Source organism: Bradyrhizobium sp. 26S5, from assembly GCF_036923295.1.
Taxonomy (GTDB): Bacteria; Pseudomonadota; Alphaproteobacteria; order Rhizobiales; family Xanthobacteraceae; genus Bradyrhizobium; species Bradyrhizobium septentrionale.
In genome coordinates this window covers 4,963,853-4,988,181 of sequence record NZ_CP145948.1, presented here as the reverse complement: position 1 = coordinate 4,988,181, position 24,329 = coordinate 4,963,853, and the positions used below count along the sequence as shown (strand labels likewise).

Sequence of the window (24,329 nt, the reverse complement as noted above, 5' to 3'; positions counted from 1 at the left end):
CTGCTGTCGCCGCCAGGTCGAACCTGCAGCTTCGCGAAATATCGAACGCCGGCACCCCGTCCGCGACCGCGACGACCAGCTGCGAACTCACGACGATCATGGAAATCGATATAGGCGTCTTTGCGCTCCTTGTATGTTCTTTTGGCTCGCTTAGCGTGCTCACCCCGCGCTACTTTGTGCTCCGCGTCCCTACCGCTTTTCCGATAGCCTCAAACAAAGCCTGTTTCTGCAGCGGCTTTCGAAGGCTGGCCACAAACCCTCGTTTGTGCTCGCTCAACACGTCGTTGTCATGTGCAGAAATCAGAATCGTCGGAATTGTTATGCCGTTGCTTACGAGATGCTGATGCAGTTCCAAACCGTTCATCTCGGGCATCTGAAGATCGACAATCAGACACTCGGGAAGACCAGTTGGCAATGCCGCGAGAAATTCCTGTCCGGATGCAAAAGTTCGCGCCTGAAATGAGTGCGTACGCAACAACCGGCTCAAAGCCTTGAGCACGGCCGGATCATCGTCCACAATCGCAATCCACGGGGAAGCTTCCACCATAAATGATTATTGCTGGTGCGGCGAGCGCGCGTCGAGTTGGCCCTTGGGCCAATGTTCCCCTATTTCGTAAGGCGGAGCTTCTCGGCCATCCGAACTAGGTCGGCCACGGTGCGAATTCCCAGTTTCTCCATCATCCGACTGCGGTGGACCTTGATGGTCTTTTCGACCGTACCCAGATCGCCGGCGATCTGCTTGTTGAGCCGCCCCGCCACCACATGGATAAGCACTTCTCGTTCGCGCGGGGTCAGCGTGCCTACCTTCGCCTGCATCGATTCCAACTCGGAATGAAGCCGACGCGACTCGACGTCCCTGGCTTCAGCACGGGAAACCGCATCGAAGAGTTCCCTATCCTTTACGGGCTTGGTCAGGAAATCGATCGCGCCGGCCTTCATGGCACGCACACTGGTGGGAATGTCGCCTTTTCCGGTAACGAACACGACAGGACGATGATAGTCGCCGACGGTCAGCACCCGCTGAATCTCCAAACCGTCGAGACCGGGCATCGAAACGTCCAGCACAGCGCAGCCGGGAAGAGCTACGTCGTGCTCTTCGAGGAATACCCGCGGCGAAGAATATTCCTTGACGTCATGGCCGCTGCCGCGGAGTAGGCGCGACAGCGCCTTGAGCACTCCGGGGTCATCGTCGACAAGGTAAACCGTAAATTTTTCCGTCATGCATTACCCATTTCCGGCTGCTGGATTGGTAACGAAAATACCGCAATGGCGCCCCCGCCCTCATCGTTGATCAGATTCAGCTTCCCCTGATGCGCCTGTATGATCGTCGAACAGAGCGGCAGACCCAGGCCGAGACCATGGTCCTTGGTGGTGTAGAATGGCTCGAACAAATGGCCATTTTCCTTTGGACCGATGCCGTGTCCCTGATCCTTCACGCGCACATCTACCATTCCAGCTTGATCCCCTCGTGTTGAGACGAAGATTGAGCGCTGTGTTATCGGGGTCGAGGCCATAGCATCCATCGCGTTCATGACAAGATTCAGCAGGACTTGCTGTAGCTGCACAGAATCGCCCCGCGTAAAAAACGCGCTGTTCTCCAGATCAAGCCTGACGTTAATATCGCGGCCAATGAGCTCACTGTTCAGCAGGCTGATGGTTGACCTGACAAGGTCATTGATATTGACGTTTTCCGCGTTCCGCTCGCCCTTCTTCAGAAGACCGCGGAGACGGTGGATAACCTCGCCGGCTCGATTGTCTTCATGAACGATATCTTCGAGCGCATCGCGGATTTCGACGAGGTCCGGTGAATCTTGCGCGAGGAGATGCAGAGCCGCTTGGGCATTGGACAAGATCGCCGTGAGCGGCTGGTTGACTTCGTGCGCTATCGATCCGGAAAGTTCACCGAGCACGGAGACGCGCATCAAATGTTCAACTTCCCGACGTTGCAGCGCGACCTCAGCTTCGGCCGACTTCTGTTCGGTGATATCGATAAATATGCCGCCGAGGTGATCCGGTCGGCTGCCGCCCTCTGAACGAGAGCGGGCTCGCATGCGTACCCAACGCACCTCTCCACCCGGCAGGACAATTCGGACGTCGCTGATGGCAGGCTGCTCCGTCTCGAATGACTTTTGAAGCGATTGGGTGGCAGTTTGCAGATCGTCGGGGTGAACGACCGAAAGGAACGCGTCGCGGGTCAACGGCGCATCGCGCGCAAGACCAAACAGCGCCCTGCAATGCTCCGTCGTCCAAAGCTCATTGCGATGCCGGTCAAATTGCCAAAGCCCGATATTAGCGGCAGCGGCTGCGAACGTCATCCGCTCCTCGCTTTCCTTGAGCAGATTTTCGGCGCGCAACCGTCTCCGCCGCTGAATCAGCAGCGCGGCAACAACTAATGATTGCAAGGCAACAATCAGGATGGCGGCACTGACGATGCCTCGATGCTCACTCCAGATTGTCGGTTCTTTGAACAGCACAACAGTATCGGGAGGAAGTCGGCTCTCTTGAAGCTTCCACCGCGCCAAAGCCCTGTGATCGACTCGATAGGACTGTCCCGGATTTGTTTCCGGGGCAATCGTGGCGGGGTCTCTCCCGGCAAGGATTTGAAGCGCCATGTCTGCCGCTCGGACACCAACCGATTCAAATGTCTCAACGAAGCCACCAACGATACCGTTGCCAATATAGGTGTCATAAGGCGCGTAGAGCGGTGCCGGTGACACGGCGGCCAGAGAGCCTGCCACTTCAGCAGGGACAAAGGCTCTGCCTCCATTGTCGGCAAAAAACGTCAAGTATAGTACGATCGCATCATGGGGGATATTCTCCACCTCCTCCATCAGCTTCGCATGGGAGCGATCGAACAGATATGTCACCTCGAATTTTCGTTCACGATCCTCGATGGTTCTTCGAGCGACCGATTGCCACCGCCGATCCACCTGCCCGCTGCCGGCGATGACGAACAGACGGGTCGCTTCAGGCTGCAGTCGCTCCGCAAGCGCAAGCGTCTTGTCGAGACTAAACTCGGAAACGATTCCGGTGATGTTCGGCGGTAGCCGCAACGCACTATAGCTTTGTGGGGATATGGCCGTGAATACGACAGGGACATTTGGCGCGATGTTGTCGCGGTGCCTGACAACGAATGGCAAAGCTGCGCTGCCCAGCGTGATCACGACGTCGGGGGGGCGTTTCCCGTACTTTAGTAGCAGAAACATCGCTATCCGGGATTCGTACTCGGCATCCGTGTTTCGCGCCAGGTCAAGAAAGTCCGCATCGATTTCGAGTGGTTGTGGCGAACGTTCCAATAATCGCTTTCGAGCGCCATCCGCAATCAGTGTCGTGGCGGGGAATGTGTAGTTGAAGGCATGCAGCATGAGCACGCGTCGCGGCTCAGCGGCATACGACTCCGCCGCGAAAAGAAAAAGGAGCGCCAAGCTCCGCCAAACTATGCGCGTCGTCCTCGTCATTCCGGAAAAGACCGCTACGCCGAAAATACACCGATGCGGATTCACAAAGCGCCTGGAGATACATAACCTTACCACGTTTTCCCGGCATACCTCTCTAGCAATTCCTGAGCGCGATCAAACGGATAGTCGCTTGCCTGACCCGTCCGCTCGATTTTGCGGGCCACGCATGCAGTGACCGCACCATATTGTCGCCAATCGGCTGCTGCGTCACGATTTGGAGCGGACGAACATAACCTCGAATTTCTGTTTGACGACGACCTGATCGTAAACACCTATCAGTCGATCATTCGCCGCATCATAGCTCAGCGTATAGGTAGAACCGTTGTAGCCGGCGGCGCGTAGCTCAAAGAAAAGTTTGAGACTGTTGCCGTCGCTGGTAGCGACGGCCGTGTGAAAAGGCAGCGGCCTCGGATTGGCGTAACTGGCGTCAAGCCGGCCATCGGCGTCTACCGAATTGATCGTGATCACGTAGCCTCCCTGCACCCTGACCCAGCGACCCTGCAGAACGCCAAACGCAGCCTTGGCTGCGGATTCCGTCGCGGGAGGTACGGACGTTGGCGGCGGAAGCTGCGTCAGCGCCAAGGCCGGGTTGATAAACAGCGAAAGGCTAACAATGGCGAATGGTATTGGATTCATGGCCTTTTCTCCAATCAAGTCTTTGATGGACTTACGCGTTCGCGCGTTACTTCTGCTCAAGCCGCCACGAGCCGTCCCAATTCTCGCCGGGCGGGCGCAGGATGAATTTATCGAGACGATTGATGAAGGTTATCGACGGGCCATCATTGGGGACGATAGCGAGCGCCGCCGCAAACGCGCGACGCGATTCGTCCCATTCTCGACGCCGGTAGCAGGACAATCCTTCCGAGAAACGATCACGCAGCTTAAGCTGCGCCGGCGAAAGCTCGCCCTTGCGCGCCATGATCTCGAATACTGCTTGGGGTTGATTTTGTCCCAGCACGGCAACTCGGTCGATCTCGCGCGCGTCCACCGCGTCGGAGGCGCCGGCCATCGTTGCCTCCGACACCAGAATGCGGCCGCCATATTCCTTGTTGGCGCCCTCCAGACGGGAGGCGAGATTAACGGTGTCGCCCATCACGGTGTAATTCTTCATCCATTCGGAGCCGATGCTGCCCACGAGCACGTCGCCGGTCGCAATGCCTATGCGCAGATCGAATGCGGTGGGAAGAGTGCGAACTCCCAGAAGTTCGGGAAGCTCAGTCCTCAACTGTGGAACTAACTCGAGCATCTTCAGGGCAGCCAGGCTGGCGAGCCGCGCTTGCGCGGCGTCGTCCGTAAACGGCGGGCCCCAATACGCCATGATCGCATCGCCGATATATTTGTCGATGATTCCCTCATGATCGCGGATCGGAGCAGACATCGTCGAAAAGTAACGATTCATAACCTTCACCAGACCCTGCGGTGTCATTCCCTCGCTTGTGCTGGTAAATCCCCTCACGTCGCAGAACAGCACGGTCATGACGCGCCGCTGCCCCTCCACCGCCAGCATGGGCCGGTCAATGAGTCCTTCGACGATGCGCGGATCGATGTACTTTCCAAAGGTCTCGCGGATTCGCTCCTTGAGGCGCAATTGCTCTATCATCTGATTGAAAGCCGTCGTCAAATGCCCAATTTCGTCTTTCGACGTAATGGGCACCTGTTCATCCAGGTTGCCCGCTTCCACCGCCTTTGCGCCTTCGAGTAGCCGCCTGACCGGGCGCGTGACCCCAGCGCTGACCAAGAGCGAAAACACCAGTCCGAGAACCGCGGCAAGCAGCGTCAGGAATGCGGCAATCAACGTCACACGACGTTGCCTTTGCGCGGTCAGATCCGCATCCGCGCGCAGGAGCACCAGCATGTCTGCCCGGATCCCGTCGAGCTTGCTGTTGAGCTCATCGCGAAGCGCATCCACACGGCTCAGGCTCTCGTCAATCGTCGAGGCGTTGCCCGCTTCCAGCAGATTCAGCAGACGGCTGATTTCATCGTTCAGATGTCGCCGGGAGTCGTCAACGGCCGCATCGAGACGCACCTGAAGCCGAACCAGCAAACGTGTATCGCCGGAGGCGGCGTTCTTTTCTATCAGGCCGCCGATAAGCTTGCGCGCCGCCTCTATTTCGTTGTCGAATTCACCACCCTTGGCATCGAATCTGGCGCGGAGTGCGGTGACGTCATTCGATGACGACAGGAGTTTTTCGATGATGAGCCGCCGCAGCTCGAGCGCGCGCTCCACTGAACGAATATTGGCTCGCGCAAGATTGCCGTAAGCAGGAATGTAGCTCTGGGTAAGTTCATCTAGCTGGCCGCCCACCTGTATGACCGACGCCATCGATAGAAGGGCGGTAACCGCCATCAGCGCGATCAATACGACCGCGATGCCCATGATCTTCCGCCGAATGGATAGGCTGATCATGTTTTGACCTCTTCGTGCTGCGAGCGGAGGCTCGACGCGTTTTTCAGGCGATGGTAACGAGCTGGGTCGTCGCATTCTGTCAGCAATATCAACGAAGCGACATTGACCTCGAGGGCAAGCCCTTCACGGCACTCTGCTCCCCCGCGAACATGGAAAGTCGACCGATAGGTACTATGCAGATTGTGCCCCGCTATTGGCCCACGGTCCAATAGCGGGGCAGGATCCTTCCACGTAGCGTATTTCCGCTCAGAATGCGCGTCGCGTGCATCGGTGGGGAGGTAACGGATTGATGACAGCGCACCCTGCGACCAAGCTTGCGTCCGCTGTCACCATTTGTGACGGTCCTTTAGACATCGATAAAATGATCTGGATACCCGGCGGCACCTTTCGCATGGGATCGGACAGGCATTATCCCGAAGAAGCTCCGGCGCACCGCGTCACCGTGGACGGTTTCTGGATGGACCGCTATCCGGTGACAAACCGGCAATTCAAGGAGTTCGTGAAGGCTACCGACCACGTTACACTCGCCGAAATCGCGCCCGACCCGAAGGACTATCCCGGAATACTCCCGCACATGGTCTATGCCGGTTCGCTGATGTTCTCGCGGCCCAACCATCCGGTCAGCCTGCACGACTTCAGCCAGTGGTGGACGTTCGCCAAGGGCGCTGACTGGCGACACCCCTACGGCCCGGGCAGCAACATTCGTGGATTGGACGACCATCCTGTCGTGCATGTCGCGTTCAACGACGCCCTCGCCTACGCGAAATGGATCGGCAAGGATTTGCCGACCGAAGCGGAATGGGAATTTGCAGCGCGTGGCGGGCTCGAGGACGCGGAATTTGCGTGGGGCGATGAATTCACGCCGGCCGGCCGTCACATGGCAAACACCTGGCAGGGAGAATTCCCTCGCCAGAATGCGAATGCCGATGGCTTCGAGCGCACCTCGCCGGTCAGTGCATTCCCTCCGAACGGCTACGGGTTGCACGACATGATCGGCAACGTCTGGGAGTGGACGGCCGACTGGTATTCACCGAAGCATCAGGCGGATGCGCCGAAGGCCTGCTGCATTCCGCAGAACCCGCGTGGCGGCCGCGAGACCGACAGTTACGACCCCAGAACGACCAATGTGAAAATTCCACGAAAGGTCATCAAAGGCGGCTCGCATTTGTGCGCGCCGAACTACTGCCGGCGATACCGGCCGGCAGCGCGCCACGCGGAGCCGGTCGATACTTCCACCAGTCACCTCGGCTTTCGATGCATCAGGCGAGGAGCGACTGAAGCATCATAAAAAAGGGAGAGCGAAGCCATGTTGAGTACCGTATTCGCTGCCAAGCGGCCATTTATTGCGACGCCGCCACGCAAGACGCGTTGTTTGCTCAAGCAGTCCTGTGCCACGCTGCTCGGCGCGACGATGTTGATGTCGCTGTCCGGGCCGGCCACCACACCGGCTGTGGCCCAAGCGCCGGCGAAGCCGAACATCCTCTTCATCATGGGCGACGATATTGGCCTGTTCCAGCCGAGCATCTACCACCGCGGATTTATGGTCGGGGAGACGCCCAATATCGATCGCATCGGCAACGAAGGCGCGACCTTTATGACTTATTACGCCGAGCAAAGCTGCACGGCTGGGCGTACGGCCTTCATCACCGGCATGCAGCCGGTTCGCGTTGGAATGGTCTTGCCGGAAATTCCCGGCAGCCCATCCTATCTGCGGCCTGGGACGCCGACGCTCGCCAAGTTCCTGCTCGATCTCGGCTACAACACCGGCGAGTTCGGCAAGAACCACTTGGGCGACCACGCCGACTCTCTGCCCACCGCGCACGGCTTCCAGGAATTCTGGGGCTATCTGTATCACCTCGACGCCATGCAAGGTGTGAGTTTCCCCGACATCAACAAGACGCCGACCCAGCAGGGCCTCGCGCCGCCATGCAAGAACACCCCGGTCCCCGGCCTGCCCGAGGTTCTTGGCTCCGTGGATCCCAAGACCACGGTCTGCCTGACACCGCCGCGTCCGGTGCTCGCGTGCACGTCATCCGACGGCACTGGCGCTAAACAAACGTGCAAGGACGAAGGTCCGCTGACCCTCGATCGTTCGAAGACGGTGGACGAAGAAATCTCAGCAAGGGTCGTCGACTTCCTCGACCGCAACGATCCGAAGAAGACCAACAAGCCGTTCTTCGCCTGGTACAACCCGGCGCGCATGCACATCACGACCGTGCTGTCGGACAAGTACCAGGCCATGGTGGGCCAGCCAGGCGGCAAGGACTGGGGAGTCAACGAAGCCGGCATGAAGCAGATGGATGACAACATCGGCGTGGTGCTGAAGAAGCTCGAAGACATGGGCCAGGCCAACAACACGATCGTCGTGTTCACCACCGACAACGGCGCCGAGACAATCACCTTCCCGGACGGCGGCACAACTCCGTTCAAGGGTGGCAAGCTGAGCACCTGGGAAGGCGGCATGCGCGCTCCGGCCGTCATCCGCTGGCCCGGCGTCATCAAGCCAGGCACCATCAAGAACGAAATGTTTGCCTCCCTCGACTGGCTACCGACGTTCGTGGAGATCGCCGGCGGGCCCAAGGGCGACGGACTGAAGCAACGGCTCGAGGCCGGTGAGTATCCCGGGCTCGTCAAGACGACGCTCGATGGCGTGAACCAGATCGACTATCTTACCGGCAAATCCGAGAAGTCGGCACGCGACCATTTCCTCTATTACTCCGGCAAGGAGCCGTCGGCAGTCCGCTACCAGAACTGGAAGATGTACTTTGCAATGGTGTCAGACGCGCCCTCGGGCTTCATTTCCGGTGTGCTGCCCTACCACTGGACACAGGTCGTCAACATCAAACGCGATCCCTTCGAGACCTCCGTTGGTTCACAGCAGAAGACGCTGTTCGGTATGGGCGGGGCGATTGCTTCTCCGTCTACCGCCTATGTCTATGACTGGAACATGCTGCCTATCGGCCAGCAGTTGTGGCTGATGCACCTCGAGACCTACATCAAATTCCCGCCGCTGCAGGACCCGGCCAGCTACAACCTGGAACAGGTGATGCAGCAGGTTCGGGAAATGAAGACGGCCGGTCGCAGCGACTAGTCGGGTGCGACGAGCGTGATCGGATGAAGCGGGCGCCCCGCGACGGGGCGCCCACCAGCGGACAGCGAGCAAAGTGATCAAGGAAGCCGCCGCCGGACCGGTCGGCACCTCCACAGCGACGTCGGCTTCCGATGCATCAAGCGAACGGAGCCGATTGCATCACAACGGAAGGAATACGTCATGAGTAACAAGCGTCCGCCGGAAGAATCCCACGACGTTGCGCCACAATCGGGCGGCAGAATGAAACGCCGCGATCTGTTGTTGAGCGGCAGTTCTCTCGTCGCCGCTTCGGCACTCTCCGCGGTCGGGCTCACAAGTTCTGCGCAGGCGCAGCAACCAACACCGTCACCCGCGCCGGCGGGGCAACGGCCGAACATCGTCGTCATCATGGGCGACGACATCGGCATGTGGAATATCGGCGCTTATCACCGCGGCCTGATGGCCGGCCGGACGCCCAATCTCGACAAGCTGGCTGCGGAAGGCATGCTGTTCACTGATTATTATGCCGAGGCGAGCTGCACGGCGGGTCGCGCCAACTTCATCACGGGTGAGCTGCCAATTCGCACCGGCATGACCACGGTCGGCCAGGCCGGCGCAGCCATCGGTATACCGGCGGAGGCAGTTACCATCGCCACCGCGCTGAAGGGCATGGGCTACGCCACCGGTCAGTTCGGCAAGAACCACCTCGGCGACAAGAACGAATTTCTGCCGACGGTGCACGGCTTCGACGAATTCTTCGGTTACCTCTATCACCTCGACGCCATGGAAGACCCTGCACATCCGAACTACCCGCAGGATCTGCTGAACGTCGTCGGTCCGCGCAACATGCTCCATACCTACGCAACCGCCGTGGACGACCCTACTGTCGATCCGCGCTGGGGCAAGGTCGGTAAACAGAGGATCGAAGACGCCGGAACGCTTTATCCCAAGAGGATGGAAACCGTAGATGACGAAATTCGCGATCTTGCCCTGAAGTTCATCGAGAAGGCCAAGAGCGACAACAAACCGTTCTTCCTGTGGCTCAATCCAACCCGGATGCACATCGTCACCCACCTCTCGCCCAAATACCAGGGCCTGCGAAACTCCAGGAACGGCTGGTCGATACATGAAGCCGGCATGGCGCAGCTCGATGACGACGTCGGCATGGTGATGCAGAAGCTCAAGGATATGGGCATCGACGACAACACCATCGTCGTCTTCACCACCGACAACGGCACCGAGGTCTTCACCTGGCCTGATGGCGGACAGACGCCTTTCGCGCAGAGCAAAGGTACCGTCATGGAAGGTGGCTTCCGCGTACCCTGCATGATCCGTTGGCCGGGCAAGGTACCGGCCGGCAAGGTCGAGAACGGCATCATTTCCGGTCTGGACTGGTTTCCGACCCTACTGGCGGCGGCCGGCAACCCGAACATTGCGGAAGAGCTGAAGAAGGGCAAACAGATCGGTGACAGAACCTACAAGTGCTATCTGGACGGCTATAACCAGATGGACATGATCACCGGCAAGGGGCCGTCGAACCGGCACGAGATCTTTTACTTCGGAGAGAGCGAGCTCGGCGCCGTGCGCATCGACGACTTCAAGTATCGTTTCATCGACCAGCCCAGAGGCTGGCTTGGTGAAAAATCCAAGGTTGACGTGCCCTACCTGACCAACCTTCGTCTCGATCCGTTCGAGCGCACGGGCTGGCCCGATAACGGGAGTAAAGAAGGCGCGCAACAATACTTCGACTGGTTCAAGTACGAATTCTGGCGCTTTGTGTTTGTTCAGCAGCAGGTGGAAAAGCTGGCGATGACGGCGATCGAGTTTCCGCCGATGCAGAAAGGCGCGAGTTTCAATCTCGATGCCGTGAAGGCGAAAATCGAGGCGGCCCGCGCGTCAGTTGGGAAGTAGTCGCCTGGCTTCGACTGATTTATGGCGGGCGCGCCGAGTTCCTGTGCGCCCGCTCGGTAACGAAAGGGAGCCCACCATGAAGCCGATTATTCGTCTTCCCGTTATCGATCGCCGTGCCCTGCTCTCGTCGCTGGCGATGCTTCCCCTGCTCTCTGCCTCGTTCCATTCCACCGCCGCGCTGGCACAGGCAAGCGATCCGCTCCCGTCCTGGAACGAGGGGGCGACCAAAGCTTCGATCCTCGATTTTGTCGCGCGCGTCACGACGCAAGGCGGGCCTTTCTTCGTACCCGTCGAGCAGCGCATCGCGACCTTCGACAATGACGGCACATTATGGGTCGAACAGCCTATGTATGTACAACTGGCTTTCGCCCTCGACCGCGTGAAGGTCATGGCGCCGATGCATCCAGAATGGAAGACCAAGCAGCCGTTCGCGGGGGTGCTGAACGGCGACCTGAAGGCGGTGATGGCTTCCGGCGAAAAAGAATTGGTCGAAATCATCGCCGTGACACATGCCGGCATGACTACGGCGGAGTTTGAGAAGATCGTCACGGATTGGCTGGCGACCGCGCGCGATCACCGCTTCAAGCGGCCCTATACTGAACTGGTCTACCAGCCGATGCTGGAATTGCTGACCTATCTGCGTGCCAATGGTTTCAAGACCTTTATCGCGTCAGGCGGCGGTATCGAGTTCATGCGGCCCTGGATCGAGCGGATTTACGGAATTCCTCCCGAGCAGGTGATCGGATCGTCGATAAAGACCCGTTTCGAGATGCGCGACACCATACCGGTTCTGTTCCGCCTACCCGATATCAATTTCATCGACGACAAGACAGGGAAGCCGATCGGCATCAACGAGCACATCGGCCGCCGTCCGATCGCTGCATTTGGCAACTCCGACGGCGATCTCGAAATGCTGCAATGGACAACGCTCGGCGCCAACGGCGCGCGGTTCGGCCTGATCGTCCACCATACTGACGCGGAGCGCGAATATGCCTACGACCGCCAGTCGCATTTCGGGAAGCTCGACGTAGCGCTAGACGCCGCAGCAGTGAACAAGTGGACCGTGGTCGACATGAAGAAAGACTGGAAGCGCATCTTTGCCTTCGATTGACGTCCGACCCGGATTCGCAGAAAGATCCCCTACTCTCCACCCTCGGATACGCCCGTGGCCGAGACCGTAGCTTTCCGATACCATAAGTCAGAAAGTCACGTTATTTCAGCACGGTTGACAGGACACCCCTTCCGCCATATCAAATTGAAAATACTGAATAATAATCGATGTTGCGCTTCTAGCGCACAAATGACCGTACAACGAGAGCGATCCCGGCGCGGCGGGCCCGTCGAGCCTCGCCGGAAAACGATATCTATTCTCCATCTGACCAACCGAAGCCGTTAGCAAATCAGCAAGCAGGTCGGCGCAGGCTTCCCGGAGGGACGGGACCGATTTCGGAACGCCTTGCGGTCACCGTTTCGGAGGAACTGGCGCGCTGTCCCGCCTGCCGGCTCCTCTTTCTCAAAGTCTGTGTATGCACTGCAACAGTCATTTGCCCACGTACCTGCTAAATTGACGGCACTGGGAATTCAGGGCCCAGCGCTGGAAAACAATGACGCCGCCGGACAACGTATTTCGAGCCCGGCGGCGCAGTTTCGCGCATCTAACTGGTGCCGGCCGCGGCCATGTTCTCGATGATCGAGAGCACCATCTCTTCGGCGCAACCATCGATGCAGTCGATCTTTCCGCCCGACCATGCCTCGGGACACCGGATCTTCGCCCTTAAGCCCTCCAGCGTCTTGGCCGACATATTCAGGATTTGCAGCCCGGACACTCTCAACGCACGCTGGCGCGACCATCCAACTGCCATATGTCAGAACCGACCTCCCACCAACTATCGATGAGGCAACCACTCGGTGGCTGAAAGCTCGCTGATGACTCGAGGCGGTTAGAATTTACGTCCGGAGGAATCCATTTTTTTGCATTCCCCGCTGACTGTAAGGGATTTCCCTTCCGACGACAGGGTTTTGGTAGCCTTGCCTGACTGTCGGGAAATAGTGATCGAAAGCGAAGCTGCGGTATCCTTTCCACCGATAGTAATTTTTATCGGGCCATCGAAGGAGAAGGAATCTTGGTTCACTCTCCAACCTCCTGCTGTATCGATGTAGTATTGCAGGGTCGACGCGGCCACGCTCCAATCGTCAGTTGAAGCGAGCGGAAAATCGCACTCCAATGCTGCGACCAGAGTTTGCGCGTGACCTTCCAGGGGCAACGCTCCTAAGGCCAGAAGCGCCAAAAATCCATTTCGTATGCCTTGCACGTAAAAACTCCTCGAAGCGTTTGGGCACTTTGCGGATGGGGGCCCGGAAACCTTTAATTACCTGGCGTTTTTGAATCCTGCTTGCGCCTTTGCGGGGGCACCGCCGATGGCGAGTCCCAGTCATTCATTTTCAGGCAAATGAGGAGTTCGACATAGCTTTGTACTTGCCCTGACCCCGCCAAGAGTTCGCAACTTTCACGCGGTCCTGCCGGGACAGTTAGCCAGATCGAGTCTAGCTGTTGCCGCGCATCCGTCTCGTCACTCACGCACTTACTCGCATCCTGGGGCAGTCCCGACGCTTTATCGTCAGCGGAAACATCCGCGCAAAGCGCCTTGATATCGAAGTTGGGAACACTGTCTGAAATTTGTACGGGCGGCTGGCCAACGAGCAATAATCCCAAGAGTGCTGCCTTCATAAGATCATTCTCCCCGTCCGGCGTGCCCCAGCTCGAAGGGGATTGAGCTGGGGCTGACGCGGCTTCGGAGGCTGTAGCGGCCAACCTCTGCCCACGACGTTACATTGCGCCTCTTCCCTGATTTCCATCCACCACGAACCGCGATTGCTGCGGCGCGCTACCACCTTTGCGCCAGGGCCCGGCCTTCCCCTATCCGCTCGCTTGTTCGGAATGGCAATTGCCGCAGGCATTTATCGATTTACGATCTACCTAATCGTGCGGATTGGCCGACCCAACCCCACACACCCCGACCATGCATATCGCGCGATGAGGGATCGCCGCTCCAGCCACAGAGCGACGGTCCCGCCCAATCGCAGGGGGCGGTCTGCCATCCCATCTTTGGACTATATGTCCATCAAGCGAAAGCCGATCGAGATTCCGCCCAAGGTCGCCAGACAGTTCGCTGCCGATATGCGAGCCCTCCACACCGACCCCGATCCGATCGAGCGCGACGAGATCGCGGCTAACACCGGGAATCTGCTCCTGCAGCATATGCCCCAAGGGCACAAAGCTCCCGCTCGCCGACATACTTCTACTTTTCGAGCTGATGCGATCTTGGTCGGAGACAACTCGGCCGGCACACCTCGAGCTTACCCACGCTTCAGACGAGCGATCCTCTTGTAGTCGATCCACAACTCGATGATTTCGTGCGCGTCCAAATAATCCTTAGCCCGACGCTTCGCCTCTTCGTCGTCACTGCAACGAAGTTCATACGTTGCGCGTGCGACGCCAGCAGGATCGACTCCGAATGCCACGTAAGGTTTGAGTGCTTCAATCATTTTGTCTCTATGACCATACAGCATGAATTTGACGCCGCTTGGCGTCGGACAATTTCATTGCAATCAAATTAGAAATGAAGAGGCCGCTGGCCGCTGACAGCGGCCTCTTGGACCCGATCTAAAATGAACGTCTTGGAAATAAAATCGCCATCGAAGGTCCATCATGATTAGACGATGAATTCGCAACGCCGTGAAGTAGAGAGAGGTCTATCCACAATTGGATCTGCTGTGGACGTTGCTAACGCGACACACTGTCGGTGACCTCCGAGCTGCATCTATTTCCGGTTTTTCCCGGAAATGATTGCAACTTACTCCCAGAAACAGCTGCCACTTCTTCCTCAGGGCGCGCTTCTCAAGTGACTGCGCGAGCACTGATCATTTGAACGCATTGACGCATTTTATTATGATCAGCCGGTTCGCTTCGCTAGATGCGGCGCTCTTCACGTTGGCGGCACCTAGGGCTAACGCATTCTGCGCATCGTCGAGATCGTTTGGCCGCATAGCTTTTCTAGAGACCAGCGATCTCGTTTCTAGTCGACCTGCATAGCTCCAAGGCACGAAGCTCCGACTGACAGACGTCATTGCCTTTGCTGTCATGATGGAGGCGTCAAGGGAGACCCCTATGGACTGGACCTATCTATTGGTCATCTCGTTCGTCCTGATCCTGGTCGCCTATGGTCTGCATGGCGCCCTCTATAGAAGGGATACGCACCGGGATAGGGAATTGAATCGACTGATGGATGAGCGCGTCGATCGCTTGGAGCTGAAGCGTGAGAAGAAGCGCGTTGACAACAGCGCGAACAGTTTCGAACTTGTTGAGCTGGCTCGGGTTCGGACAAAAAATGGCCCCAGCAAGAAGCCGGGGCCAGTTCCTATGTTGTCGGGGGAGCGTCCCCCGATGACCCTCAAGTCATAGCACGCGCGATTCTTTCATTTCGTTTCATGAGATTGCTGAGGCGATCTTGCTTAATTCGTCGCCCCGCCGGCAGCCGCGCCTCTTCCTGCGCCCGTTGTCGTTGTGCAATGGGATCAACGGGGCGATCTGGCCGCCGCCATCTGCTACCCTTTCCAGGGGCGTAATCGATACGATCTCGCCGGGGGTGGCTTTGAATTGAACCGCCTGAGTATCGGTCCCGCCGCCTCCACCCACGGCTGAGATCGCCTGCCTGCACCAAAGGCGATCTCGGTGTCTGGCTTCACCGGTGGAACGGTGCAGTCCTTGCCGATGCCGAAATATCGGTGTCCGAGGCATTGATCCGCTTCGCCTGGCGAACGAACTGCGTGCTCGCCGCCGGCTGCGTGACCCGGAACCGTGGATTTCAATCCAGCCGTGAGAAAAAGAACTCCGATGTCAAATCGGTTTACCGGCCCCACTCCCCCGTGGTTCCCCGGAATCCAATTTGGTCTTGAAACGCGCTAACAGCCAAAAAGTCCGAGGTTGGTTTCCATCAAGATCGACTGTTTCAGATTTCCGTACGGTGCGCCGGCGCGACGCGGCCGCTTTTCATGTGAGCCGCGAATCCCCCGAGAAGCACCTATCGATGTCGCAATCCGAGCATGCGTTGATCTATGTCAGTCGCAGCAACAGCAATGTTCACGACAGTTCCGCGAGCGAGATCATTCGCAGCATACTCGCGCAGTCACGGTCGAAGAATGTCAGGCTCGGCGTGACCGGCGCGCTGCTCTTCAGCGAGGGTTACTTTTGCCAGGTCCTCGAAGGTGAGCGGGCTGCCGTCGAGGAAATCTTCAACGCGATCGAATGCGATGTCAGGCACCGGGACATCACCCTTCTGACCTTCAGGCCTTCGACACCGCGGCGCTTCCCAGATTGGTCGATGGCCTATGCCGGCTCCTCTGCCGGCCCGGATTGGACCCACAAGATGGAAGGTCTGCTTGCCAACCCATCGGCGATCGATGGCGATTGTTTCGGCCGTGAATTGCTCGTCTTGATGACAGATCTGGTCAGACAGCAGGAGATCGATGGTCCTTAGGGAGCCGTCGTTGCGAGAGCGCGCACATGGCGCGCTTCCGCATTGCGCCCCGCTAGGAGAACGTAAAGTCCGTTGCCAGGAGCTGGCTCTTGTTCACGCCGATCAGCCAAATGGCCGTGTTCGCGTCGGCCGTAACAATGGAGAACGAACCGTAGTCTGTCGTAGCGGCGAGCACTTGATCAAAGCTCGTCAGCATCGTTCCTTGAAGCGCGATGAGGTCGTTTGCGACCTCAAAGTCATTCACGACATCGACGCCCGAATTCGCATTGAACAGCACCTTGTCATTTCCGCCCGGGCCAAGGAACAGGTAGTCAGTCCCGGCGCCTCCGTCGAATGTGTCGTTTCCGGCCTCGCCGAGCAGGACGTCAACGCCGGCGCCGCCGTACATGATGTCGTCGCCGTCTCCCATGTAAAAATAGTCCTGACCATCTTCACCGGTCGCGACGTCGTTGCCTGCCGCCATCACGAAGATGTTGTTGCCGCCTCCGCCGAATCCGGTGTCGTTGCCGACGTCACCGTAGAAATAGTCACCACCGTCTCCGCCGTATAGGTAGTCGTCGCCGGTTTCGCCAAGCAGCACGTCGACGCCGCCGCCGCCAACGAGAACATCGTTGCCGGCGCCGCCATAGAGGTAGTCCTGATCGTCGCCACCATAGGCGACGTCATTGCCGTTGCCTGCCACCAGGACGTCGACCCCGGCGCCGCCCGAGAACACGTCGTTGCCGTCGCCGCCATAGAAGTAGTCGTTGCCGGTGCCGCCGTAAGCCGTGTCGTTACCGGCCAGTCCGACCAGAACGTCAGCTCCAGCCCCGCCCGCCAGGGTGTCATTGCCCGCGCCCCCGTAGAGCAGATCGTTCGTCGCCGGACCCGAAGGATCGACCGGGGAAAACAGCGTGTTGGCCACCAGGCCGCCGATGGCATAATTGCCGTCGGCGAAATTCAGATATTCCCCGCTGTAAACCGTATCCGTACCGTCGACGCCATCGACGACCACGGTGGTGCCACCATAGATCGAAATGCTGTAGGCCGCCCGGGGCGCGGAGAAATTGAAAAAGTCAGTGCCGGCGTCGCCCTGGAGGATATCGTTTCCGTCGCCGCCGGTAAGTGTGTCGTCGCCCGCACCGCCATAGACGACATCGTTGCCCGATCCGGCGTCGATCGCATCGAGGCCGTCGCCTCCGTAGAGCGCGTCAGCTCCCGCTCCGCCCCGCAATGCGTCATTCCCGGCATCGCCGAACAGAGTATCGTTGCCATCATCGCCCGACAGCAGATCGTTGCCGGCGTCGCCGTGGATGCTGTCATTGCCGAGGCCGCCAAACATCTGATCGTTGCCGTCGTTGAGCATGGCAACGTCGTCGCCAGCAGCTCCCGAGATCACGTCTCCCGTGTTGAAGCCGCGAAAGATGTCGTTACCGCCCGTCCCGACCTGAATGAGTGTGTTGTAGCCGGTCCATTGCCAGGCTGAATCCTGGGATCCGCCGGTGCCTGGTCCATTGTACAGGTATGCAACCGCTTGAAGGTCGAGCGGTCCGAGGTGCGTCGGTTGTGCACCCGTATAGCTCATCACCGTCTGGGATTTATCGTCGAGACTCGGCGTCAGCGTCGGATCGCCATCAAACGGATGCTTGAAGCCGATCGCGTGTCCGATTTCATGCAGCATTAGCCCGACAGCGACGCGGCCATACTGGACGAAGACGTCGCCGCCGATTTGATTGTCGTAGTCGTAGTTGATCGATACGTTCGGGTAATACCCAAATCCGCTGTAGATTGCGTATTTGGGATCGGTGGAGAAATCTGCCGTAGTGAATCGGATATCGCCGAGACCTGCGGGCACCTCGAGAAAAACCAGACCGCTTGCGGCCGCCCATTGTTGCAACGCCGCCCGCGCGACGGCCTTCTCGTCCTCGGTAAAGGGTCGAAGGCTGTTCTTGAAGGCTTGGGTATCTGACGAAGCAAGCTCGGCCGCCGAAATGGTTGAGTCGAACGAAAAGCTGACGAAGGCAGGCCTGCCAGGGAGCGACGCTCCCGAAACCGAATTGCCCCACCATGAGTTGCCGGACAAAATTGCGGTGAAGTCGCTGACAACCGTCATAAATGCCCCCGAATGCAACCTTAAAATGCGTACTATTTCATCGGGCCCCCTGCTTCGCAAGCGCGATCCCGGCGGCTGGGAGAAAAAGCCAGGGCCGGATCGCTCTGCTTCGAACGATGGCCGGGTCGTCGCCGATGTCCGGTGGTCGCCAGCGAGTATCAGCGCAGCAGGAGCCGCCGGCCGGCGCGACGCCAACGCGCCGGCGCGCTCTCGGCCAGATGCACATGACCTTGTTGTTGGCGTGATCGATCAGCGATCCGCTAACTGACGATGTTGAAGTTCGCCGCCGTGACGGTGCCCGCAGTGGCACCATTCAGCCAGACCGCGGTGTCGGCATCAATCTGGACCACGAAGTAAGCGCCGTTCTGGTACGAGTGCGACAGAACGTCGGCGAAGGACGCGAAGCCGGAGCCGTTCAATTGCACGACGTCCAAGCCCGGCGTCCAGTCCTGCACGACCTGCACCCCGGGAACGTCGTTGACAACAAAGGTGTCGTTGCCCACGCCGGTGCCCGGACCGCCGCCGTTTCCGCCGAAATAGTAATTCACGCCGGCGCCGCCATCGAAATAGTCGTTTCCGGCGCCGCCGATCAGCACGTCTACGCCATCACCACCGTACATCACGTCGTTGCCGTTGCCGCCATAGGCGTAATCGTTTCCGCCATAGCCGAACATCGCATCATCGCCGTCATCGCCGATCAGGACATCGAAGACCTGCGACCCCACTAGCACGTCGTTGCCGGTTCCTCCGTAGGCATTACCGCCCCCTGTCGGAAGGTAGATCCAATCGTTTCCGCCGCCGCCTTCAAGCAAGTCTACTCCGGCATCTCCAACGATGGTTTCTTCTGCCGCGCCACCATAGATGCTGTCGTTGCCCAACCCGCCGTAGAAGGATGCTCTGCCAACCAGCCCATTGCCGGTGAATGCAATCACATCATCCCCATTGCCGCCCAGGACCACTGGCTGGGGGCCATCGTCGTGATCGTAGGACCCATAAAGGCTATCGTTCCCGTCGCCTCCATCCCAATGCACAGCGAACCCGGTGACAAGATCATTGCCGCCGCCTCCATATGCAATGCCATCGTAGTTTGCGTTGAAGAGAGCATTGATGGTGTCGTCGCCGTCACCACCATAACCTCCTCCCTGGCCGACGACCGTGATCAGATCATTCCCCGCGTCGCCATACAATGCGCCGACGCTAGAGATGGTGTCGTTGCCAGATCCACCGTAAACCGCGCCGCCAAATCCCCCTTCAGGGAGAGAAAGATTGTCACCTCCCTCACCACCGTAAAGCGTTTGGGGACCCAGCCCACCGTACCCGCCGGCAAGTGTATCGTTTCCATCCAGGCCATACATGGCATCTTCGGGGCCCGTATGGCTGTCGTCTCCCGACGTTCCTACGTATGTGACCAAGCTTCCCTCCTAAAGGTCTTGAGCTCTTCCGAGCGAATATCAACGCCACGCCGGCAGTGTGCCGCCCAGCCGCGCTAGCTCACGATCGTGAAATTCGCCGCCGTGACCGTGCCCGCGGTGGCACCGTTCAGCCAGACCGCAGTGTCGGTATCGATCTGCACCACGAAGTAAGCGCCGTTCTGATATGAGTGCGAGAGCACGTCGGCGAATGAGGTGAAGCCGCTGCCGTTGAGCTGCACGGTATCGGTGGCTGGAGTCCAGTCCTGAACCACCTGGATGCTCGGGACATCGTTGGAAACGAAGGTGTTGTTGCCGCCTCCGCCGAAATAGTAGTTCACGCCGGTGCCGCCGTCGAAGTAGTCGTTGCCGGCGCCGCCCAACAGCACATCGGTGCCATCGCCGCCATACATCACGTCGTTGCCGGCCCCGCCGTAGAGGTAGTCGTTACCCTCGTAGCCGTAGGCGGTATCGTCGCCGGCATCGCCAACCAGAACGTCGTTGGCGCTCGAGCCGACGGCGACGTCATTGCCATCGCCGCCATAGGCCGTGCCGCCGCCGGAAGGCATGTACAGGTAATCATTGCCCGCATTGCCTTCGAGAAGGTCGACACCCTGATCACCAATCAGGATGTCTGCACCTTGTCCGCCGTAAATGCTGTCGTTGCCCTGCCCTCCGTAGGCCATCACGGTCTCGGCAACTGACCCAGACCCGCTGACGATGATCGCATCGTTTCCGTCGCCGCCCTGGATGACAATGAGGCCGCTTAAGCCGATCGGCCCGTCATAGATCGTATCGTCGCCGCCACCGCCGTCGATCGCGGAGCCCTGTCCAGTGATGGTGTCGTTACCGAGGCCGCCATAAGCGCGGCCCGTGTCGAAAAAACCATCCCAGCCGGTGGAGATTATGTCATTGCCTTCGCCACCGTAGGCGATGCCACCCGACGCCTGGATCGAGTCGTCGCCGCCAGCTCCCGTTACGGTGGCGTCGAAGCCGGAAACAGTGTCGTCGCCTTCGCCACCATAGACAGTGTCGTTATGAAAAGAACTCGAGCTGAGACTGTCGTTGCCGTTGCCGCCATAGACAACGCTCCCGGTCATCGTGGCAGCGAGGGTATCGTTGCCGTCCAGACCGTAAAGGACGTCCTCACCAGCAGCGGCCGTGTGGTTGTCGTCGCCGAGGGTTCCAACGTAGGTGGTCACCAGAAATTTCCTTCCGGAGCTGAATGCAACGCCGGAAGGTTAGCAGCCTGATTGTGTTGACGCGAGTCTCGCGCGAGGTACAACCTGGCGCAGGTAGCTCTCGCGACGTTCCTGCCCTCGTCGATCGACGTGCCGTCAGGTCTGCCGGATGAACTCCGCAATCAGGCCGCCGGTTTGCTGCGGGGCATCCTCGAAGCAGTAATGGCCGACGCCGGCGAGGCGCCTGACCGGCGCAGCGGGGAAGATCGCGGAAAACAGCGGCAGGAAATGTTGGGCGCGCAATGTGCGGTCCGCCTCGCCCCAGATCGCAAGCGCCGGCTTGCCGCGGATCGCGCGGTCGGCGGCCGGACCGGGCGTCTCGAAGGTGTGCGCGCCGGTCGCAAACCCCTTGGCCCAACCGATCGCACCGAGGCAATCGGCCGGACGCGCGAAGGGCGAGCCGTAGGCCGCAAGCCATGAGTCGGTGATCACAGCGTTGTTCTCGAAACCGTTGAGCTTGAGCGTGCTCAGGATGTTGAAGCCGAGCTGTCCGAGAACCGGCTCGAGCTCGCCGCTCGCCTCGGCTCGGGCGATCCATTGAAACCACGGCGAAGCCAGCGCATTCGCGGTGACGCGCTCGAACAGATCGCTCTGCCCGAACGGCGTTGGTCCGTTGGCCGAGATGATGCGGCGGATGCGATCCGGATGCCGGGCCGCGAGCCCCATGCCGACCGGGCCGCCGAAATCATGCATGATCAGGGTGACGCCAGTGAGATCGAGCGCGAGGACCAGCGCTTCGAGATTGTCGACATGGTCCTGCAGCCAGTAGCTGCGCTGCGCCGGTGTGGCGCTCTTTCCAAACCCCATGTGATCCGGAACGATCACGCGGTGGGTCGTGCTCAGGCCTGTAATCAGGTGACGAAACAGATAGCCCCAGGTCGGTTCGCCATGCAGGCAGAGCACCACCTCGCCGTCCCGCGGGCCCTCGTCGACATAATGCATCCGGAAGCCGGGAGCTGCGGTGAAATGCGGCGCGAAGGGAAAGGTCCCGTCGAACGTGGCGTCGGGTTGGATCATGACTGACCTCCCATGGTTTTAATTTGAAACCATCGTGTATTGCTTGTGGTTTTACTTTGCAACCGATATATCGAGCTCAATATGGTAATGGTCTCTCCAGCCGCGCCATTGAGCTGATCAACGTGAGATGAGGAGCGGCAGGCGGATCGCGATGGCCAAGAGAGTGAGCCACAAGGACTCCATGTGCGGCGTGGCACGGCCGCTGGATGCGATCGGCGACTGGTGGTCGCTGTTGATCGTCCGCGATGCGTTCGACGGGTTGCGCCGGTTCGGCGAGTTTCAGAAGAGCCTCGGGCTCGCCAAGAACATCCTCTCGGCCCGGCTCCGCAATCTCCTGGCGCACGGCATCATGGAAACCGTACCCGCGGCGGACGGCAGCCCCTATCAGGAGTACGTCCTGACCGAGAAGGGACGCGGGCTCTTCCCCCTTCTTGTCGCGCTCCGGCAGTGGGGCGAGGATTTCTTCTTCGAACCCGACGAGGCGCATGTGCTGCTGGTCGACCGCAAGACCGGACAGCCGGTACGGCGGCTGGAGCTGCGCGCGCAAGACGGACGCGTCGTTGGCGCTGAGGACACGATGGTCCGCCTGCCGCCCGCGTCGCCCTAGAAAGAGACCGCGTGAGAAGCGCCGCGATGCGCACGCCCCGTCGACAGCAACCGGATATTAACCCTCCTTGCCGCAGCATCCGCGCGTGGAGGTATGACCAATGCAGACATTCCGGATTTCGCTGAGTGATGGGACGCGGAAATTCCACACGGTGATTCAGGCCCCTGATTCAGCATCCGCGCACATCAAGGCCGCCTACTTCTTCGATACCTCGAAGTGGCGGATTCTCAGTGTTTCAGTGACCACCGCCGCGATGGCCGCGTAAGCTTCCACAAACGCTAGCCTGTTCGGTCGAGTTCGGCGGCGGCAAGCCGTGCGATCGCAAGGTCGATCTCGGCCAACGGATCGCCGTCGCCGAGAAACCAGGCCGCCGACAAGCCGGTCCAGGCGACGATCCATGACAGCAGACGCCGGCGATCGAGCCGTGCAGCCTCCACGACGATGTCGAGACGCCGCGCAAAGCGCCTGGGTTCGGTCGCAACCGGCCGCGCCGGGTCGGCGAGATCCGGATTGGTGAAGATGTTGGCGAAGTCGAAGCCTCGCTCGCCGACGAGATGCTTCGGATCGATCGCGAGCCAGCCCCGCGCGCCAAAGTCGAGCACGTTGTCATGGTGCAGGTCGCCGTGCAGGACCACCATCTCGCGTTGATTGCCGAGCAGGTCTTCGGTCACTTCAGCCGATCGGTTCAGGATGCCGCCATGCGCCCTCGCAGCGGGCCATAGCTCACCAAACCAGTGTGTCAGCGGCGTCAGATCCGGCCGCGGCTTTGCTCTCTCTGCGTGGAGCCGATCGGCCGTCGCACAGAGAATCCTGCAGGCCTCATCGTCCCGGCCGGTTCGCGCCATCGCGCTGAGCGAAGCCGAACCCGTCGCCCTTTCGAGCAACAGCGCGTTGCCATCGTGGGCGAGGACGCGCGCCGCGCCGTCTCCGTCCCACCACGCCATGACGATGGCGCCGAGGCACTCGTCCGGCTCGCTCGAGAGTTTGAGCATTGCGGGTTCGCCGTGCCGCCGCACCGGCAGCAACCGCGCGGCGTGCGTCACGATCGGGTGGCCGTCGGGGATGAGGCTCCAGGCCGCGAGATAGGGTTCGAACATCTGGTGATTGACCGGGATGGAGAAACGGGCCCCCGTCGTTCTAGTCATCGCCTGCACGCACTGCCACGGCTGCTCCCTGCGGCGCATCGTGGCAGGCCCGGCTCGAACCGGTTCCCCCGCCGCCCTGCCCATGTTGGCTGATGACAGCCCCCACCCATCTCGCGCTACAATGTCGCAGCCGGTGCTACGGAGGGTGTGGTGATGCCGCGAAAGGGAATTACCGGACACGACGATTGGGTGGTCACGGAGGCCCTGGCCACGGCGCTGGTCGCGCTCGAGCAGCTGCCGTCGAAACATCAGCCGCGCGCGCATATGGAGGATGTCCGGAAAATCCTGACCTCGCGATGTGAGTCTGGCGCCGTCACGCTGCATCTTGCGCAGGCCAAGTGCCGGTTGTTTCCGGATACCGATCCGCTGACCATCTATGAGGAATACGGCCTCAAGGATGGACTGGGATAGCGGCCGCGGCGGCGGCTGACTGAC

General features: G+C 59.6%; 23 protein-coding genes. 9 read left to right on the top strand and 14 right to left on the bottom strand.

The features are described from left to right. Nucleotides 1–169 precede the first annotated feature (169 nt). The 5 genes from V5279_RS23085 to V5279_RS23065 form a co-directional block, all read right to left on the bottom strand. Nucleotides 170–517, bottom strand: coding sequence for a response regulator transcription factor (locus tag V5279_RS23085; RefSeq protein ID WP_245284878.1), 348 nt, complete (start codon nt 515–517; stop codon nt 170–172). An 89-nt stretch (nt 518–606) separates the two neighbouring features. Next, nucleotides 607–1,221, bottom strand: coding sequence for a response regulator transcription factor (locus V5279_RS23080; RefSeq protein ID WP_029084455.1), 615 nt, complete (start codon nt 1,219–1,221; stop codon nt 607–609). Next, the gene (locus V5279_RS23075; protein ID WP_338688005.1) at nt 1,218–3,365 is read right to left on the bottom strand and encodes a sensor histidine kinase; all 2,148 of its coding nucleotides are present in this window, start codon (nt 3,363–3,365) and stop codon (nt 1,218–1,220) included. Before V5279_RS23075 ends, V5279_RS23080 begins: the two co-directional genes overlap by 4 nt. 300 nt (nt 3,366–3,665) lie before the next feature. Then, nucleotides 3,666–4,094, bottom strand: a complete 429-nt coding sequence (locus tag V5279_RS23070; protein WP_338688003.1) for a hypothetical protein — start codon at nt 4,092–4,094, stop codon at nt 3,666–3,668. A gap of 46 nt (nt 4,095–4,140) precedes the next feature. Beyond that, nucleotides 4,141–5,865 (bottom strand): adenylate/guanylate cyclase domain-containing protein, encoded by a 1,725-nt coding sequence (locus V5279_RS23065; RefSeq protein WP_338688001.1) that lies wholly within the window; start codon nt 5,863–5,865, stop codon nt 4,141–4,143. A gap of 361 nt (nt 5,866–6,226) precedes the next feature. On the opposite strand from V5279_RS23065, the gene V5279_RS23060 reads away from it, so the two are divergent. The 4 genes from V5279_RS23060 (at nt 6,227) to V5279_RS23045 (ending at nt 11,957) form a co-directional block, all read left to right on the top strand. After that, nucleotides 6,227–7,153, top strand: a complete 927-nt coding sequence (locus V5279_RS23060; protein WP_165128415.1) for a formylglycine-generating enzyme family protein — start codon at nt 6,227–6,229, stop codon at nt 7,151–7,153. A gap of 129 nt (nt 7,154–7,282) precedes the next feature. Next, complete coding sequence (locus V5279_RS23055; protein WP_338701357.1) at nt 7,283–8,956, top strand: arylsulfatase; 1,674 nt, start codon at nt 7,283–7,285, stop codon at nt 8,954–8,956. A gap of 240 nt (nt 8,957–9,196) precedes the next feature. Beyond that, nucleotides 9,197–10,846, top strand: a complete 1,650-nt coding sequence (locus tag V5279_RS23050) for an arylsulfatase (protein ID WP_338701355.1) — start codon at nt 9,197–9,199, stop codon at nt 10,844–10,846. Between the two features lie 136 nt (nt 10,847–10,982). Further along, nucleotides 10,983–11,957 (top strand): HAD family hydrolase, encoded by a 975-nt coding sequence (locus tag V5279_RS23045; protein ID WP_338701353.1) that lies wholly within the window; start codon nt 10,983–10,985, stop codon nt 11,955–11,957. A gap of 544 nt (nt 11,958–12,501) precedes the next feature. On the opposite strand, the gene V5279_RS23040 is transcribed toward V5279_RS23045, so the two are convergent. The 4 genes from V5279_RS23040 to V5279_RS23025 form a co-directional block, all read right to left on the bottom strand. Then, nucleotides 12,502–12,672, bottom strand: coding sequence for a hypothetical protein (locus V5279_RS23040; protein ID WP_338687999.1), 171 nt, complete (start codon nt 12,670–12,672; stop codon nt 12,502–12,504). Nucleotides 12,673–12,786: 114 nt separating this feature from the next. Beyond that, complete coding sequence (locus V5279_RS23035; RefSeq protein ID WP_338687997.1) at nt 12,787–13,158, bottom strand: hypothetical protein; 372 nt, start codon at nt 13,156–13,158, stop codon at nt 12,787–12,789. 53 nt (nt 13,159–13,211) lie between these two features. Then, the gene (locus tag V5279_RS23030) at nt 13,212–13,574 is read right to left on the bottom strand and encodes a hypothetical protein (RefSeq protein ID WP_338687994.1); all 363 of its coding nucleotides are present in this window, start codon (nt 13,572–13,574) and stop codon (nt 13,212–13,214) included. 629 nt (nt 13,575–14,203) lie between these two features. After that, a complete protein-coding gene (locus tag V5279_RS23025; protein WP_338687992.1) occupies nt 14,204–14,392 on the bottom strand; it encodes a hypothetical protein in 189 nt (62 codons plus the stop codon). 622 nt (nt 14,393–15,014) lie between these two features. Here V5279_RS23025 and V5279_RS23020 point away from each other — a divergent pair. Together V5279_RS23020 and V5279_RS23015 are read left to right on the top strand one after the other, a co-directional pair. Further along, the gene (locus V5279_RS23020; RefSeq protein WP_338687989.1) at nt 15,015–15,308 is read left to right on the top strand and encodes a hypothetical protein; all 294 of its coding nucleotides are present in this window, start codon (nt 15,015–15,017) and stop codon (nt 15,306–15,308) included. A gap of 625 nt (nt 15,309–15,933) precedes the next feature. Continuing rightward, the gene (locus V5279_RS23015; RefSeq protein ID WP_338687986.1) at nt 15,934–16,383 is read left to right on the top strand and encodes a BLUF domain-containing protein; all 450 of its coding nucleotides are present in this window, start codon (nt 15,934–15,936) and stop codon (nt 16,381–16,383) included. A 52-nt stretch (nt 16,384–16,435) separates the two neighbouring features. Here the strand turns inward: V5279_RS23015 and V5279_RS23010 are convergent, their stop codons facing one another. The 4 genes from V5279_RS23010 to V5279_RS22995 all read right to left on the bottom strand — a co-directional run bounded on the left by V5279_RS23010 (nt 16,436) and on the right by V5279_RS22995 (nt 22,142). Next, nucleotides 16,436–18,475 carry a hypothetical protein gene (locus tag V5279_RS23010; protein WP_338687984.1) on the bottom strand — a complete coding sequence of 680 codons (2,040 nt, stop codon included), beginning with the start codon at nt 18,473–18,475 and terminating at the stop codon, nt 16,436–16,438. A gap of 260 nt (nt 18,476–18,735) precedes the next feature. Then, nucleotides 18,736–19,830 carry a calcium-binding protein gene (locus V5279_RS23005; RefSeq protein WP_338687982.1) on the bottom strand — a complete coding sequence of 365 codons (1,095 nt, stop codon included), beginning with the start codon at nt 19,828–19,830 and terminating at the stop codon, nt 18,736–18,738. Between the two features lie 131 nt (nt 19,831–19,961). Further along, nucleotides 19,962–21,086 (bottom strand): calcium-binding protein, encoded by a 1,125-nt coding sequence (locus V5279_RS23000; RefSeq protein WP_338687980.1) that lies wholly within the window; start codon nt 21,084–21,086, stop codon nt 19,962–19,964. 135 nt (nt 21,087–21,221) lie between these two features. After that, a complete protein-coding gene (locus V5279_RS22995; protein ID WP_338687978.1) occupies nt 21,222–22,142 on the bottom strand; it encodes an alpha/beta fold hydrolase in 921 nt (306 codons plus the stop codon). Nucleotides 22,143–22,293: 151 nt separating this feature from the next. On the opposite strand from V5279_RS22995, the gene V5279_RS22990 reads away from it, so the two are divergent. Together V5279_RS22990 and V5279_RS22985 are read left to right on the top strand one after the other, a co-directional pair. Continuing rightward, entirely contained in the window at nt 22,294–22,749 is a 456-nt protein-coding gene (locus V5279_RS22990; protein ID WP_166306753.1) for a winged helix-turn-helix transcriptional regulator, read from the top strand. Between the two features lie 100 nt (nt 22,750–22,849). Then, entirely contained in the window at nt 22,850–23,014 is a 165-nt protein-coding gene (locus V5279_RS22985; protein ID WP_166295504.1) for a hypothetical protein, read from the top strand. 13 nt (nt 23,015–23,027) lie between these two features. On the opposite strand, the gene V5279_RS22980 is transcribed toward V5279_RS22985, so the two are convergent. Beyond that, nucleotides 23,028–23,846 (bottom strand): aminoglycoside phosphotransferase family protein, encoded by an 819-nt coding sequence (locus V5279_RS22980; RefSeq protein WP_338701351.1) that lies wholly within the window; start codon nt 23,844–23,846, stop codon nt 23,028–23,030. Nucleotides 23,847–24,047: 201 nt separating this feature from the next. Between V5279_RS22980 and V5279_RS22975 the strand changes: the two genes are divergently transcribed. Beyond that, nucleotides 24,048–24,305: a hypothetical protein gene (locus V5279_RS22975; protein ID WP_338687968.1), complete on the top strand. Its 258-nt coding sequence runs from the start codon at nt 24,048–24,050 to the stop codon at nt 24,303–24,305. The last annotated feature ends 24 nt before the right edge of the window (nt 24,306–24,329 follow it).